This is a genomic window from Pelomonas parva, from assembly GCF_043555835.1.
Lineage (GTDB): Bacteria > Pseudomonadota > Gammaproteobacteria > Burkholderiales > Burkholderiaceae_C > Pelomonas > Pelomonas parva.
On record NZ_JBIGHV010000005.1, the window covers coordinates 462,635 to 476,826 of the forward strand.

A 14,192-nucleotide genomic window follows, 5' to 3' on the forward strand; every position below is an offset into this window, starting at 1 on the left:
ATGACCGTTGCCACGCTGCGCCCGCCTGAAGCCGCCGGCATTGGCCGCGGCCTGACCTTTGCGCTGGTCGCCCATGGCTTGTTGATCCTTGCGCTCAGCGCCGGTGTGAGCTGGCGCAGCGACAGCTCGCCCGCCTTCGAGGCCGAGCTGTGGTCGGCCATCCCGCAGGTCGCCGCGCCACGTGAGGAGGCCCCGCCCGATCCCGAACCCGAGGCGCCCAAGCCCGACACCCAGGCCCAGCAGCGCGCAGCCGAGGAGGCAGCCGCCGAGCAACGCGAGGCCGAGATCGCCATCGCGAAAGAGAAGAAGCGCAAGGAAGAAAAAGCCCGCGAAGAGGCCGCCAAGGTCGAGCGGGAGAAAGCGGCGAAGCAAAAGGAAGCCAAGGACAAGGCGGCCAGGGAGAAAGCCGACAAGGAAGCCCAGGACCGCAAGAAGCTCAAGGACGAGAAGGCCGCGAAAGATGCCAAGGAGGCCAAGGCCGCCAAGGACGCTGACGCCCGCCGGGAGGCCCTGCGGCTGGAGAACCTGCGCCGCATCCAGGGCATGGCCGGCGGCACGCCGGGCTCCACCGGCACAGCCGCCCAGAACGCCGCGCCGTCGGCCGGTTACGGGGGGCGCGTCAAGGGCAAGATCAAGCCGCTCATCATCTACCCCGACGATGGCAGCGCCAACCCGACCGCCGAGGTGCAGGTCAACCTCGGCCCCGACGGCCTCATCCTCGGCAGCAAGGTGTTGAAGGCCAGCGCCGACCCCGACTGGGACCGCGCCGTGCTGCGCGCGATAGAAAAGGCCGAGCGCCTGCCCCGCGATGTGGACGGCCGCGTGCCGTCGGTGCTGATCCTGACCTTCCGCCCGCGCGAATAGTCACTGAGGCCCGAGGCTTAAAGCTCCACCGAAATGGGCCGCCCCGGCAGCACGCGGTGCAACTCGTCGGCCAGTGCCTGCAAGTCCATGGGCTTGCTGAGGTAGCCATCCATGCCGGCTTTCAGGCAGGCCTTGCGCCGCACTTCCGTGTCACCCGCCGTGGCGGCAACGATGGGAAATGGCGGCAGGTTGCCGACGCGCTGCAAGGAGCGCAGATGCTCGCTGGCTTCCAGCCCGTCCATGACCGGCATGTCCACGTCCATCAGCACCATGTCTGGCGGCTCGTCGCAGCAGGAGTCGAGCGCCTCGATGCCGTCGCCCGCCACCACCACCTCGTAGCCCAAGGCCTCCAGCTGGCCGCGGGCGACGATCTGGTTCACCACGTTGTCATCCACGACCAGCACCCGCCGGCTTTCCTGCATGTAGAGCGGCGCGGGCGAGGTCAGCCGCGACAGGGCCGTCGACGTGCGCGTGTCGACATGCGCAGTGAAACGCTCCAGTTCCAGCGGGCTGAACGGGAGCACCCGGATGTCGACCGAGCACTTGCGCCGAAAGCGCAGCGTGTCGGAGCCGGCGACCACGGCGAGCACCGTCCACAGGCCGGGCAAGTCCTGGGCGATCTGCTGCAGCAGAGGCAACTCCTGGCCGCTGTGCTCCGCAGCGATCATCAGCATCGGTGGCGAGCCCGTCGACAGCGCGGCGGCTGCTTCGCCGAGCTGTTCGAACGACGCCACATGCCAGCCCAAATGCCGCAGCCGCGTCTCCACCGAGTCCAGTGCGCCGGGTAGCGGGCTGACCAGCCAAGCCACGGAGCCGCCGGCGTCCGGCGAGTGTTCGAACGCAATTTCCTCTGCGGCCAGTTCACCGCTCAGTGAGATGACCAACCCGTCCAGTCCAGCATCGACGAACTGGACCGAGCCGGCAGTGACGGGACAGGGCGCCTGGGCTCGCGCAACCAGCCCCTGGGCCACATCGGCGTCCTCGGCGACCAACTGCAGGCGCTGCAGCACGCCCAGGACATCGGATGGGCGATGCGCCCCCGTGCCGGCGGCGTGGATGAGGATGCTGCTGCGGCCAAAGACCGGCGGCTCGGCCTCCGCGCTGAACATGACGAAACCGGCGTCGAAGCAGTCGACGATGCCGAGCAAGATCCGGTGGATGCCGGCACGCAGGTAGGGCCCGGGATCATGAAGCTCGAGCTGCGGGCCGCGATAGTCGAAGTAGGTGACCAGGCCCTTGCTTCTGGCGTGGGGAAGCACGTCGCGCGCGCTCTGGGTGAACAGCTCTGAGAACTCCATGACAGCCTATTGCTAACTGCCCGCCAGAGTAGAGAAAACTCAGTTGTCAGGCCGTTTCCAAATGTGGCCGCTGCTTACAGAATGACTCGTTTCAACGCGCGCGGCCGGCGGCCCGGTTCAGCACCATGCGGTCGATCGACCAACGGCCCGAACCCCACAGCGCGACACCCAAGGCCAGCACGCCCCACAGCAGGTGCTGCGCCTCGCCGGCGGCCGAGAGGTCTTCCGCCGGCAGCGAGAGCACCGCCATCAGGTTGACGACAAACAGCCCCGCGCCGGCGAAGCGACCCGCCAGGCCGAGCACCAGCAACACGGGGATCACCAGCTCTCCGGCCGTGCCCGCATAGGCCGCCAGCACCGGCGGCAGCAGCGGGACCTGGTAGTAGTCGCTGAACAGCGCCAGCGTGGACGACCAGTCGCGCAGCTTGACCAGGCCGGACATGAAGAAGATCTTGGCCACGTAGAGCCGCGCCGCCAGCAGCGCGAGCGACTGCAGATGGCTGATCAGCGTGTCCAGCGGCGTGGGCAGCCGGGTGGGTTGCAGGCCGGGGTCGGTGAAGGCGCGCAGCGTGGCGGATATCAGTGCGTTCATGGTGGCGTGGTTCGGGGTGATCAGGCTGAGGGTGTCGACCTGACCCCTTGCAGCCAGGCATTGCGCAGTGCGGCTTGCAGCCAGGCGCTGAAGTCGAAGTCGGCTGGCGCGCCAGAACCTTTCACTTCGGTGGCCTGCAATGCGTCGGCCAGGTTCATGTCGTCGATCAGCGCCTGCATGAAGACGGCTTCGGCCGCCGACAAGGCCTGCGAGGTGGCCTGCCAAGCCTCACGCCACACGAGCAGCGGGCCGTCGCGCTGGGCGAGCAAAGACACGCCGGGGCGCAACTGCAGCCACAGCTGTTCGGGCGGCGTGGTGCCCAGCAGCGTGAGCGACTCCGCGTCGAGTTCGGCATCCGCCGCGCGCTCGGCGAGCTGCGATGCCCAATCCAGCCGGGCGAGATCGGGCAGGCCCGAGTCTTCTCCGGCGCGCTCGATCAAAAAGCCTGCAAGCGCCCCGCCCCACTGCGCCAGGTCGCCGCGCTCGGGCGGATGGGCGCGCCAGAAGCTCCAGGCCAGCGCAGCGAAGTCTTCGTCGCCCAGCGCTTCAACCAACCGCGCGAAGGGCACAGCCAGCGCCTGGGCCGACAGCGCCCTCAGGTTGCCGACATACGCCGACAGCCCGCGCTCGCTGCCCGTTAGACCTGCTGGCGCCTCGCTGCGGCCCAGCAGCGCATCGACGAAGGCCTGCTGCTGCGCCTTCATGACTGCAGCGCCCTCGACCGCTGGGCTTCGGCGAGCAGCACGTCCAGCGCCGGCACGGCGGTGTCCCATTCGATCAGCGTCGGCGTCGGGCCGAAGCGTCGGATCGCATGTTCGTAGACCCGCCAGACCTCGTCACGCACGCGGCTGCCGTGGTCGTCGATGACGAGGCCGTCCTCGCGTTCGCAATGGCCTGCGAGGTGGATCTCGCCGACGCTGCCGGGCCGGACCGCCTCCACCCAGCGCATCGCCTCGCGCGCTGCGTCATCGGCAGCGAAGCCGGCATTGCGCGCGTTGACGACCAGGTTGTTGACGTCCAGCAGCAGGCTGCAGCCGCTGCGCCGCGTCAGCTCGTTGAAGAACTCGGGTTCGGCCAAGGTGTCGCCGGCCCAGCCGACATAGGCGCTGATGTTCTCGACCAGCATCTGGCGGCCCAGGCGCTGCTGCACTTCGTCGACATGCCTGGCCAGCAAGTCCAGCGATTCGTCCGTGAAGGGAATGGGCAGCAGGTCCGCCGCATGCGAGCCGGAGCCGACGCGGGCGAAGCAGGCGTGGTCCGACACCCAGCGCGGCTGCACGCGAGCGACCAGCCTGGCGAGGCGGTCGAGATGCCAGCCGTCCAGCCCGGCTGCAGAGCCGAGCCCGAGACCGACGCCGTGCAGGCTGATGTCGTAGGCCTCACTGCCGGCGTCGAGCACGGCGAGCGTGATGCCGCCGTCAGCGAAGAAATTCTCGGAATGGACCTCGATGAAGCCGAGCGCGGGGCGCTCGGCCAGCAAGGTCTCGTAGTGAGGCTGGCGCCAGCCAATGCCGACGCAGAGTTCTGGTGCCATGCCGTTTTACTTCTTGGCGGGCGCCTTGGTCGAGCCGCCTTCCTTCTCGCACGTGCCCTTGGCGACGTACTTCCACTCGGTGGGGGCCTTGTCGACCTTGGCCTGGCCGGCACAGGAGTGGGCGCCGTCGGAGCTGGCGCAGTCGTTCTGGCCGGCCTTGGCGATGCCATAGCACTTTTCCTTGGCGGCCTTGTCCTGAGCCTGGGCGTGGGCGACGACGCCCAGTGACAGCGCGGCGGCCAGGGCGGATGAGACGAGAGCTTGGTTCTTCATGGGACGGATCTCCGAAAGGTTGGGGGGAGTGCAAGGCGGCCGATCATCCGGCGGCGAGATTGAAGTCGCAAGACAGCGGCAACTCCTTACACTGCGCGCCGCCATGAACGCTGCTCCCGACTACTGCCGCCAGATCGAGGCCTTGCGCCCGGTGCTGCTGAAGTTCGCCCGCCTGCAGCTGCGCAACCCTGCCTGGGCGGAGGATGCGGTGTCGGAGACGATGCTGGCCGCGCTGGAGAAGCCGCAGGCCTTCGCCGGCAACAGCCAGCTCAAGACCTGGCTCATCGGCATCCTCAAGCACAAGCTCATCGACCAGATCCGCAGGAACAGCCGCGAGCTGTCGACCACCGCCGCCAGCGAGGACGGCGAGGACCTCGACGACTTGATGTTCACGGCCGACGGCCACTGGCGCGAGATGCAGCACGACTGGGGCAACCCAGAGGACGCGCTGCGACAGGTGGACTTCATGAAGGTGCTGGAAGCCTGCGTCGAGAAGCTGCCCGGCCAGCAGGGACGGCTCTTCATGATGCGCGAGTGGCTGGAGCTGGAGTCCGACGAGATCTGTAAGGAACTGGCGATCACGCCGACCAACTTGTGGGTCATGCTGCACCGGGCCAGGCTGAGGCTGCGGGACTGCTTGCAAATGAACTGGTTCGCTGGAGGTGCGACTTGATCAAGCTGATGATCACCTGCCGCGAGGCCTCGCAGATCACGCTGCAGGCCGACGACCGCAGTGTGCCGCTGACGGAGCGGCTGTCGGTGCGACTGCACCAACGCATCTGCGGCAACTGCCGCCGTTTTTCCCGGCAGGTGGAGCTGATGCGCCAGGCCAGTGCGCGCTGGCGCAAGTACACAAACGAGTAGGTCAACTCGTTGGGGCGCCTTCGTCAGGCCGACCGCTGTCCTCGCCCAGTAGCGCAACCCCCAGCGCAATCCGGATGGCATCGATCTGCCCTGACAGCCCCATGCTGGGCACCGCAGGCTGTGAGCGCGCCGCCTGTTCCGGCAAGGCCGGCAGGTGGGCGAAGCCACTGCGCACGCCGCTGCCGGCGAGGTGCTGCTGCAGCGCGAAGAACACCTGGTTGCAGACGAAGGCGCCGGCGCTCAGCGACAGCCCCGCCGGGTGCCCGGCCGCCCGCAGCGCATCGCGCATTGCCTTGACCGGCAGCGTCGAGAACCAGGCGGCCGGCGCGCCGGCCAGCACCGGCTGGTCCTGCGGCCGGGCACCGTCGTTGTCGGCGATGCGCGCGTCGATCAGGTTGATGGCGACGCGCTCGATGGACACCTCGCTGCGGCCGCTGGCCTGGCCCAGGGCCAGCACGAGCCGGGGCTGCAGTTCCGCAAGCGCCTCGGCCAGCGCGGGCGGCGCGCCAGCGAAGCTCGTTGGCAAACGGCGTGCCTGAACGGTGTGGCCGGCGATGCGCTCGCCATGCAGCGCGCGCGCCACTTCCCATGACGGGTTGATCGGCTCGACACCGAAAGGCTCGAAGCCGGTGAGCAGGATGTTCATCGGCCGGCATTGTGCGGATTGCTGCGTAACCCTGCCCTTGATGACCTCATGGGCAGCACCGGGCGGCCTCCATAATCGCCGGCCATGACCGACCCGTCCGAGCCACTGCCTTGGCCCCATGGCGACGCCGAGCCCACCGCCAGCGCGCCTTCGGGCTTCCTCTGGCCCAGCCCGCCCTACGCTGCCTACCCGCAGCCGCAGGTGCAGCAAGGGCCTGAGGCCTGCGAGATCCTCGGCCTGAACAACAGCCGCAGCGTCGGCCAGTTGCTGGAGCTGGACGCCGGCGACCGCGTCGTGCGCATCAACGTGCCGCCGGCGCGCAACAGCATGCCGCTGCGGTTCAGCCAGTTTCGCGCCGTCAAACTGATGCGTGCCATCGCCGTGCCGCCACGCGACGCGGGCGATGCCACCGCCCTGCTCAGCGTCGACCAACGCCCGCGCAGCGATTTCCGCATCGTCTTCAACGGTGGCGACGAGCTCAAGGGCGTGACCATCGGCCACCAGCATGACAAGCTGGGCCTGTTCCTGTTCCCGCCGCTGTCCGAGAGCGACGACTCGGTGCGCCGCGTCTTCATCCCGCGCGAGGTGCTGGCGCATTTCGAGATCGGCGAGCGCATCGGCGACCTGCTGCTGAAAGACCAGCTCGTCACGCAGGAGCAGCTTGCCAGCGCTGCCGTCGAGCAGACCGGCCTGCGCCAGAAGCGCGTCGGCGACATCCTCGTCGAGCAGCAGATCGTCACCGCCGAGCAGCTGCTGCAGGCCATCGACCAACAGGCCCGCATGCCCATGGTGCGCATCGGCGAGGCGCTGCTGGCGCTGGACCTGGTGACCGCCGAGCAGCTGGAGCTGGCCCTCGTGCAGCAGCGCGAGGACCGCTCCGTGCCGCTGGGCGAGCTGCTGGTGCGCAAGGGCGTCATCAGCCGCGCACAGCTGCAATCGGCACTCGCGCGCAAGATGGGCTACCCCATCGTCGACGTCGAGAACTTCGCCGTCGAGCCCGACGCCGTGCGCAAGCTGCCCTACGCCGTCGCCAAGCGGCTGGAGGTGTTGCCGCTGGTGCTGCGCGACGGCCGCCTGATCGTCGCGATGGAAGACCCGACGCGGCGCGACGCGCTGGACGAGGTGGAGTTCATCACCCAGCTCAAGGTCGTGCCGACGCTGACGCGGCTGGGCACGCTGCAGTTCGCCATCCCGACCACCTTCGACCGCTTCGGTGCCGACGCGCTGCCGCGCAGCACCGACACGCTGCCCGACTTCCAGCCCGACTTCTCGCTGGAAACCTCCAACAAGCTGATGGAGAGTCTGGAGCGCGACAGCAGCGAGCGCTCGGCCAAGGAAGACGAGTCGCCCATCGAGCAGAGCGACAACAGCCTGGTGCGTCTGATCAACACGATGATCATCGAGGCGCACAACCAGGGCGTGTCCGATATCCACATCGAGACCTACCCCGGCCGTGAGAAGCTCAAGATCCGCTTCCGCCGCGACGGCGTGCTGCAGCCCTACCTGGAGCTGCCGCCCACCTACCGCAACGCCATGATCGCCCGCATCAAGATCATGTGCGACCTGGACATCTCCGAGCGCCGCAAGCCGCAGGACGGCAAGATCAACTTCGCGCGCTTCTCGTCGCAGCACCGGCTGGAGTTGCGCGTGGCCACCATCCCGACCAACAACGGGCTGGAGGACGTCGTCATGCGCATCCTGGCGAGCAGCCGGCCCATCCCGCTGGACCGCATCGGCCTGACGCCCGCCAACCTGGCCGCGCTGCAGCACGCCGTGGCCCGGCCTTACGGCATGGTGCTGTGCGTCGGCCCGACCGGTTCGGGCAAGACGACGACGCTGCACTCGGCGCTCGCCCACATCAACACCGCCGATCGCAAGATCTGGACGGCCGAGGACCCCGTCGAAATCACCCAGGCGGGCCTGCGTCAGGTCCAGGTGAACCCCAAGATCGACTGGACCTTCGCCAAGGCGCTGCGCGCCTTCCTGCGCGCCGACCCGGACGTCATCATGGTCGGCGAGATCCGCGACCAGGAGACCGCGGAGATCGCCGTCGAGGCCTCGCTGACCGGCCATCTGGTCCTGTCGACGCTGCACACCAACAGTGCCGCCGAGACCATCACGCGGCTGCTGGACATGGGCATGGACCCGTTCAACTTCGCCGACTCGCTGCTCGCCGTGCTGGCCCAGCGCCTGGTGCGACGCAGCTGCACCGCTTGCCAGACGAGCGAGCCGCTGACCGAGGCGGAGCTTGGCGAACTGATGGACGACTACCTGCACGTGTTCCCCGCCGACGCGCGGCCGTCCAAGCTGGCGCTGATGGCCGACTGGATCAAGCATCACGGCAAGGACGGCCGGCTGATGAAGTTCCACAGCCCCGGCTGCCCCACTTGCGGCCACAGTGGCTACAAGGGCCGCGCCGGCCTGCACGAGTTGCTGACCGTCTCGAAGAACATCCGCCGCATGGTCCAGACCGGCGCTCGCGCCGAGGAGCTGCACCACGCCGCGCTCGCCGAGGGCATGCGTTCGCTGCGCCAGGACGGCATCGTCAAGGTGCTGCAGGGCGTGACCACCATCGCCGAAGTCCACGCGACCAGCAACGCATGAGCGAAGACACCGCAGCCGCCCCCCGCCCGAAACTCCGGCTCGGCGATGTCCTCGTCGAGCAGCAGCTCATCTCGTCGGAGCAGCTCACGCAGGCGCTGGAACTGCAGCGCGCCACCGGCAAGAAGCTGGGCCGCATCCTCATCGAGGCCAACCTCATCACCGAGGAGGCCCTGGCCCATGTGCTGGCGCGCCAGCTGCGCGCACCCTTTGTCAACCTGAAGACCTTCCCGCTCAAGACCGACCTCGTGCGCCTGCTGCCCGAGACGCCGGCGCGGCGCTTTCGCGCGCTGGTGCTGGAGGAGCGCGGCGACACGCTGTTGGTCGCCATGGCCGACCCGCTGGACCTGTTCGGCTTCGACGAGCTGGCCAAGATCCTGAAGCGCCGCCTGGCCATGGCGGTCGTCGCCGACAGCCAGCTGCCCGCAGTCTTCGACAAGCACTACCGCCGCAGCGACGAGATCTCCGGCCTGGCCAAGGCGCTGGAGAAAGACATCGGCGACGCGGTGGACTTCGGCACGCTGCAGGCCAGCGTCGGCCAGGAGGGTGCGCCGGTCGTGCGTCTGCTGCAGAGCGTGTTCGAGGACGCGACCCGGGCCGGCGCGTCCGACGTGCACATCGAGCCGCAGGAAGGCGAGCTGGTGATTCGCAGCCGCGTCGACGGCCTGCTGCAGACGCTGATGCAGGCCGACAAGCGCATCGCCCCCGCGCTCGCCCAGCGCCTGAAGCTGATGGCCGGCCTGGACATCTCCGAGAAGCGCCTGCCGCAGGACGGCCGCTTCACGCTGCGCCTGAGCGACCGGACGCTGGACGTGCGCCTGTCCACCATGCCCAGCCAGTACGGTGAATCGGTCGTCATGCGCCTGCTGGGCCAGGGCTCGGCGCTGCGCCGCCTAGCGGACATCGGCATGCCCGAGGACATGCTCAAGCGCTTCCGCGAGCTGCTCGGTCGCGACTCGGGAATGATCCTCGTCACCGGCCCGACCGGCTCGGGCAAGACCTCCACGCTGTATGCCGCGCTGGCCGAAATCGACGCCGAGCAGCAGAAGATCATCACCGTCGAGGACCCCGTCGAGTACCGCCTGCCGGGCCTAACGCAGGTGCAGGTCAACGACAAGATCGAACTGGACTTTGCGCGCGTGCTGCGGGCTGCGCTGCGCCAGGACCCGGACGTCATCCTCGTCGGCGAAATGCGCGACGCCGAGACCGCCGAGATCGGCCTGCGCGCCGCCATCACCGGCCACTTGCTGCTGAGCACGCTGCACACCAAGGACACCGTCTCCACGCCCTTCCGCCTGCTGGACATGGGGGCGCCGCCCTTCATGGTGGCCACGTCGCTGCAGGCCGTGCTGGCCCAGCGGCTGCTGCGCGGCGTCTGCAAGCATTGCGCCGAACCCCACCTGGCCACGCCGCAGGAGCAGGCCTGGGTCAACGAGGTGCAGGCGATGAACGGCGAGACGCCGGGGCCGGTGAAGAGCGTCAAGGGGCGCGGTTGCTCGGAATGCAATGGCACCGGCACGCAAGGCCGGCGCGGCGTCTACGAGATGCTGGAGCTCGACCCGGACATGGCGCTGGCCATCCAGCGCAGCGATGCGGGCGGCTTCATCGCTGCGGCGCGCAGGTCGCTGAAAGGCAAGACGCTGGCGGACCGCAGCCTGGCGCTGGTGCGTGACGGCAAGACCTCGCTCGCTGAAGCCGTGCGCATCAGCGTCGACGCCGAATGACCGCCGCTCGCGTAGGTTGGGGTGAGCGCGGCGAACCCCAACGTGTCGCCCGCCACCCAATGTTGGGGTTGGCACCCCAACCTACGAGATGAACTTCGCCTTCAAGGGCCGTAACGGCCGAGGTGAACTCGTCGAAGGCATCGTCGACGCTGCCACCAGTGACGCCGTCGCCGCCCAGCTGATGGCCGGCGGTGTCGTGCCGGTCAGCATCGAGCCGACCAGTGATGCCGTCAGCGTGGCCGGTGGCGGCGGCTGGCTGCAGGCGCTGCTGGCAAGACCTGTCACGCAGGAAGACGCGCTGGTGATGACGCGCCAGTTCTACACGCTGCAGAAGGCCGGCGTGCCCATCCTGCGCGCGCTCGCCGGGCTGGAGGCGTCCACCAGCCACCCCGGCGTCGTCAGCCTGCTGCAGGACGTGCGCGCCAGCCTGGACCAGGGCCGCGAGCTGGCCACCGCCTTCGCCCGCCACCCTGGCGTCTTCAGCCCTTTCTACATCGCGATGACGCGCGTCGGCGAGCTGACCGGCAAGCTGACCGAAGTCTTCCAACGCCTGGCCGAGCACCTGGAGTTCGAGCTGGACATCCGCGCCCGCATCAAGCAGGCGCTGCGCTATCCCATGATGGTGATCATCGCGATGGCCATCGCCCTGGTCATCATCAACGTGTTCGTGCTGCCCAAGTTCGCCGACGTCTTCAAGCACTTCAATACCGAGCTGCCGCTGATGACGCGCATCCTGCTCGGCTTCTCGGGCTGGACGCTGACGTGGTGGCCCCTGGTGGTCGCCGGCGCCGTTGGCCTGGGCCTGGCCTGGCGCAACTGGATCGCCACGGCCAGCGGCCGCTACACCTGGGACCGCTTCAAGCTGCGCCTGCCCATCGCCGGCGACATCGTGCTGAAGGCGACTCTCGCCCGCTTCGCGCGCAGCTTTGCGCTGGCCAGCAGCTCGGGCGTGCCCATCAGCCAGGCCATGACCGTGGTGGCGCAGACCGTGGACAACGCCTACATCGGTGCCCGCATCGAGCAGATGCGCGACGGGGTCGAGCGCGGCGAGAGCATCTCGCGCTGCGCCACGGCCACCGGCGTCTTCACGCCGATCGTGCTGCAAATGATTGCTGTGGGCGAGGAGACCGGCGAGCTGGACACGCTGATGACCGAGATCGCGCAGATGTACGAGCGCGAGACCGACTACGCCATCAAGGGCTTGTCCGCCGCCATCGAACCCATCCTGCTGGCCATCATCGGCGCGCTGGTGCTGGTGCTGGCGCTGGGTGTGTTCCTGCCGCTGTGGAACCTGGGGCAGGCGGCACAGGGGCGTTGAGGCTGAGCCGGCGTGTGAAACCTGCAACGGATTGCAGGCCCGTTTCAACGGCCGTGAACCTGGCCGTGCGCAATTCACGTCCCGTTGGGCCGGTGCTGGCCGATAGTCCCGCCACTCCCCGGACGACAGCGCTTCAGCGCAGGAAGGCTCCCCATGAAAAAGTCTCAACAAGCTGGCTTCACCCTGATCGAACTGGTGATGGTCATCGTCATCCTCGGCGTGCTGGCTGCGGTCGCACTGCCCAAGTTCGTCAACGTCGACGCCGATGCCAAGCAAGCGGCTCTCAACGGCATCGCCGGTGCGCTCAGCTCCGCATCGGCCATCAACTACGCCAGTCGCAAGGCGAACCCTGCCAAAGGTGTCGCGATTGCCAACTGCACCGACGTAGCCAATGCGCTGCAAGGTGGATTGCCAGCCGGCGCATCGCCCGCCTATGCGATCACCTCGGCGGCCATCACGGGCGGCGCAGACACCACCAAGACCGACTGCGCCGTCACTGGCAACGGTCTGACTGCCGCCTTCACTGCCACCGCCATCAACTGATGCGCGTGCCACGCTATGCGCGTGGCTTCACGCTGATCGAGCTCATCCTCGTCATCGTGATCACGGCCGCCCTGGCGGTGTTCGCCCTGCCCAAGGTGCTGGACACGACGCTGTGGCGGCTGCGTTCTTTTGGCGACGACCTGATGGCCCGCCACCAGGCCATGCTGCGGCTGGCCTTGCAGCAGCGCCGGCCCATCGTCGCCACGATCACCGGCACCGGCGTCAGCTGGGGCTATGACGGCGGCGCCGGCCTCGGCTCGCTGGACTGCCCGGCCACCGACTCGCCCTGCATCGCCGAGGGTGGCAGCCGCAGCGTCACCTTCAACAGCGGCAACAGCGGCGCCACCGCCACCAGCACGGCCGCCAGCCTGACCGTCACGGTGGCCTCGGGCAGCTACAGCCAGGCCTACCGCATCGAGGCGGACACGGGCCTGATCCACCCCTCTCCTTGAGGCTTGATGCCGGGCAGCGTCCACTAGCATGCAGCGCATGTCGCCCCCCCGCCGCCACCGCGGCCTCACGCTGATCGAGCTGCTGATGTTCATCGTCGTCGTGGGCATCGCGCTGGCCGCGATGCTGCGCGTCTTCGTCACGGCCACGACCGCCAGCGCCGACCCGATGATCCGCCGCCAGCAGCTCGCCATCGCCGAGTCGCTGCTGCGCGAGGTGCAGCTGATGCCCATCACCTGGTGCGACCCGACGGGCGACGCCAATGTTGAAACGGCAACGTCTGCGGCCGGCTGTGCCAGCCTGGCGGAAGCCAGCGGGCCCGAAGCCGGCCAGACCCGCTACGGGCCGACCAACTACTTCGACAACGTCAACGACTACGCCGGCTTCTCGATGAGCGGCATCCGCGACCTCTCCAACACCGCCGTCAGTGGCCTGTCCGGCTACACGGCCGGCGTGGCCGTCGCCGCTGCCGCGCTGGACTCGCTGACCGCCGGCAGCGGCGACGCGTTGAAGATCACCGTCACCGTCTCCGGCCCCGACAGCAGCAGCATCGTGCTGCAAGGCTGGCGAACCCGCTATGCGCCACAGTCCCCGTACTGACGCCGTGTCGGCACGCCGACACGGCGTCTGCGTCCCTACGGGCCGCCACGCAGGTTTGTCGAACCTCGCTGGCCAAGGCCAGCGAGGTTTCACGCTGATCGAGGCGGTCATGGTGATCGTCATCACCGGCATCGTCGTCGCGATGGTGTCGGTCTTCATCGTGCCATCCATCACGGCGTACTTCGCCAGCGCCACGCGCGCGCGCCTCGGCGACGAGGCCGACACCGCGCTGCGCCGCATGACGCGCGACCTGGCCGCGGCCCTGCCCAACAGCGCCCGCATCACCGGCCAGAGCGTGGAGCTGATCCCGGTCAGCGGCGCGGCGCGCTATGCCGTCGGCACCGAATCCGGCGACCCGCTGCTGTTCGGCACGGCCGACACCAGCTTCGCCGTCGTCGGCCCGGCCCTGCGCCTGGCCAACGGCAACCAGCGCCTGGCCTTCTACAACCTCGGCGCCGGCGTGCCCGACGCCGACGCCTACACGCAGGCCAATGTGCGCGTCGCGTCGACGGCGGCCGGCAACGTGAGCAGCGTGACCCTCAGCGGCGCGGCGCTGCCCAACTCGCTGCAGGCGCCGCCCTACCGCGTCTATGCCATCGAACAGCCGGTCACCTACCGCTGCGACACGGCGGCGAAGACGCTGACGCGCTACACCGGCTACGGCTTCCAGAGCACCCAGCCCAACCCGCCCGTCGGTGGCAGCGCCGCCGTGCTGGCCCGACATGTGTTGAGCTGCAGCTTCAGCTACGACCAGCCCGCCATCACGGCGCGCTACGGGCTGGTGAGGCTGAGCATCCAGCTCGGCATCAACGACACCAAGAGCCTCGCCGACAAGGAGTCCGTCACGCTCTATCACACCGTCCACGTCGACAACCTGCCCTGACC

General features: G+C 68.6%; 16 protein-coding genes. 10 read left to right on the forward strand and 6 right to left on the reverse strand.

Features of this window, described 5'->3' with window-relative positions:
* Positions 1-864, forward strand: coding sequence for a cell envelope integrity protein TolA (gene tolA / locus ACG00Y_RS15955; protein ID WP_394480476.1), 864 nt, complete (start codon positions 1-3; stop codon positions 862-864).
* 17 nt (positions 865-881) lie between these two features.
* Here tolA and ACG00Y_RS15960 read toward each other — a convergent pair whose 3' ends face one another.
* The 5 genes from ACG00Y_RS15960 to ACG00Y_RS15980 form a co-directional block, all read right to left on the reverse strand.
* Complete coding sequence (locus ACG00Y_RS15960; protein ID WP_394480478.1) at positions 882-2,162, reverse strand: response regulator; 1,281 nt, start codon at positions 2,160-2,162, stop codon at positions 882-884.
* Between the two features lie 91 nt (positions 2,163-2,253).
* Positions 2,254-2,754 carry a DoxX family protein gene (locus ACG00Y_RS15965; protein WP_394480480.1) on the reverse strand — a complete coding sequence of 167 codons (501 nt, stop codon included), beginning with the start codon at positions 2,752-2,754 and terminating at the stop codon, positions 2,254-2,256.
* A gap of 20 nt (positions 2,755-2,774) precedes the next feature.
* Positions 2,775-3,458: an HvfC/BufC family peptide modification chaperone gene (locus tag ACG00Y_RS15970; RefSeq protein ID WP_394480482.1), complete on the reverse strand. Its 684-nt coding sequence runs from the start codon at positions 3,456-3,458 to the stop codon at positions 2,775-2,777.
* On the reverse strand, positions 3,455-4,288 hold the full coding sequence (gene bufB / locus ACG00Y_RS15975; RefSeq protein ID WP_394480483.1) for an MNIO family bufferin maturase: 834 nt from the start codon (positions 4,286-4,288) through the stop codon (positions 3,455-3,457). The genes ACG00Y_RS15970 and bufB overlap by 4 nt, the downstream gene beginning before the upstream one ends.
* A gap of 6 nt (positions 4,289-4,294) precedes the next feature.
* Positions 4,295-4,561, reverse strand: a complete 267-nt coding sequence (locus ACG00Y_RS15980; protein WP_394480484.1) for a BufA1 family periplasmic bufferin-type metallophore — start codon at positions 4,559-4,561, stop codon at positions 4,295-4,297.
* Between the two features lie 103 nt (positions 4,562-4,664).
* On the opposite strand from ACG00Y_RS15980, the gene ACG00Y_RS15985 reads away from it, so the two are divergent.
* On the forward strand, positions 4,665-5,234 hold the full coding sequence (locus ACG00Y_RS15985) for a sigma-70 family RNA polymerase sigma factor (RefSeq protein WP_394480485.1): 570 nt from the start codon (positions 4,665-4,667) through the stop codon (positions 5,232-5,234).
* Complete coding sequence (locus ACG00Y_RS15990) at positions 5,231-5,425, forward strand: anti-sigma factor family protein (RefSeq protein WP_394480487.1); 195 nt, start codon at positions 5,231-5,233, stop codon at positions 5,423-5,425. Before ACG00Y_RS15985 ends, ACG00Y_RS15990 begins: the two co-directional genes overlap by 4 nt.
* 1 nt (position 5,426) lies before the next feature.
* Here the strand turns inward: ACG00Y_RS15990 and pcp are convergent, their stop codons facing one another.
* Complete coding sequence (gene pcp, locus ACG00Y_RS15995) at positions 5,427-6,071, reverse strand: pyroglutamyl-peptidase I (RefSeq protein ID WP_394480489.1); 645 nt, start codon at positions 6,069-6,071, stop codon at positions 5,427-5,429.
* An 84-nt stretch (positions 6,072-6,155) separates the two neighbouring features.
* Here pcp and ACG00Y_RS16000 point away from each other — a divergent pair, with 84 nt between their 5' ends.
* The 7 genes from ACG00Y_RS16000 (at position 6,156) to ACG00Y_RS16030 (ending at position 14,190) form a co-directional block, all read left to right on the forward strand.
* Positions 6,156-8,675: a GspE/PulE family protein gene (locus ACG00Y_RS16000; RefSeq protein ID WP_394480491.1), complete on the forward strand. Its 2,520-nt coding sequence runs from the start codon at positions 6,156-6,158 to the stop codon at positions 8,673-8,675.
* Positions 8,672-10,396 (forward strand): GspE/PulE family protein, encoded by a 1,725-nt coding sequence (locus tag ACG00Y_RS16005; RefSeq protein WP_394480493.1) that lies wholly within the window; start codon positions 8,672-8,674, stop codon positions 10,394-10,396. The genes ACG00Y_RS16000 and ACG00Y_RS16005 overlap by 4 nt, the downstream gene beginning before the upstream one ends.
* Positions 10,397-10,484: 88 nt before the next feature.
* On the forward strand, positions 10,485-11,714 hold the full coding sequence (locus ACG00Y_RS16010; protein ID WP_394480494.1) for a type II secretion system F family protein: 1,230 nt from the start codon (positions 10,485-10,487) through the stop codon (positions 11,712-11,714).
* A 153-nt stretch (positions 11,715-11,867) separates the two neighbouring features.
* Positions 11,868-12,257: a pilin gene (locus ACG00Y_RS16015; protein ID WP_394480495.1), complete on the forward strand. Its 390-nt coding sequence runs from the start codon at positions 11,868-11,870 to the stop codon at positions 12,255-12,257.
* Positions 12,257-12,709 carry a Tfp pilus assembly protein FimT/FimU gene (locus ACG00Y_RS16020; RefSeq protein WP_394480497.1) on the forward strand — a complete coding sequence of 151 codons (453 nt, stop codon included), beginning with the start codon at positions 12,257-12,259 and terminating at the stop codon, positions 12,707-12,709. Before ACG00Y_RS16015 ends, ACG00Y_RS16020 begins: the two co-directional genes overlap by 1 nt.
* Positions 12,710-12,746: 37 nt before the next feature.
* Entirely contained in the window at positions 12,747-13,307 is a 561-nt protein-coding gene (locus tag ACG00Y_RS16025) for a prepilin-type N-terminal cleavage/methylation domain-containing protein (RefSeq protein WP_394480499.1), read from the forward strand.
* Positions 13,308-13,362: 55 nt separating this feature from the next.
* Positions 13,363-14,190, forward strand: coding sequence for a type II secretion system protein J (locus tag ACG00Y_RS16030; protein ID WP_394480501.1), 828 nt, complete (start codon positions 13,363-13,365; stop codon positions 14,188-14,190).
* The last annotated feature ends 2 nt before the right edge of the window (positions 14,191-14,192 follow it).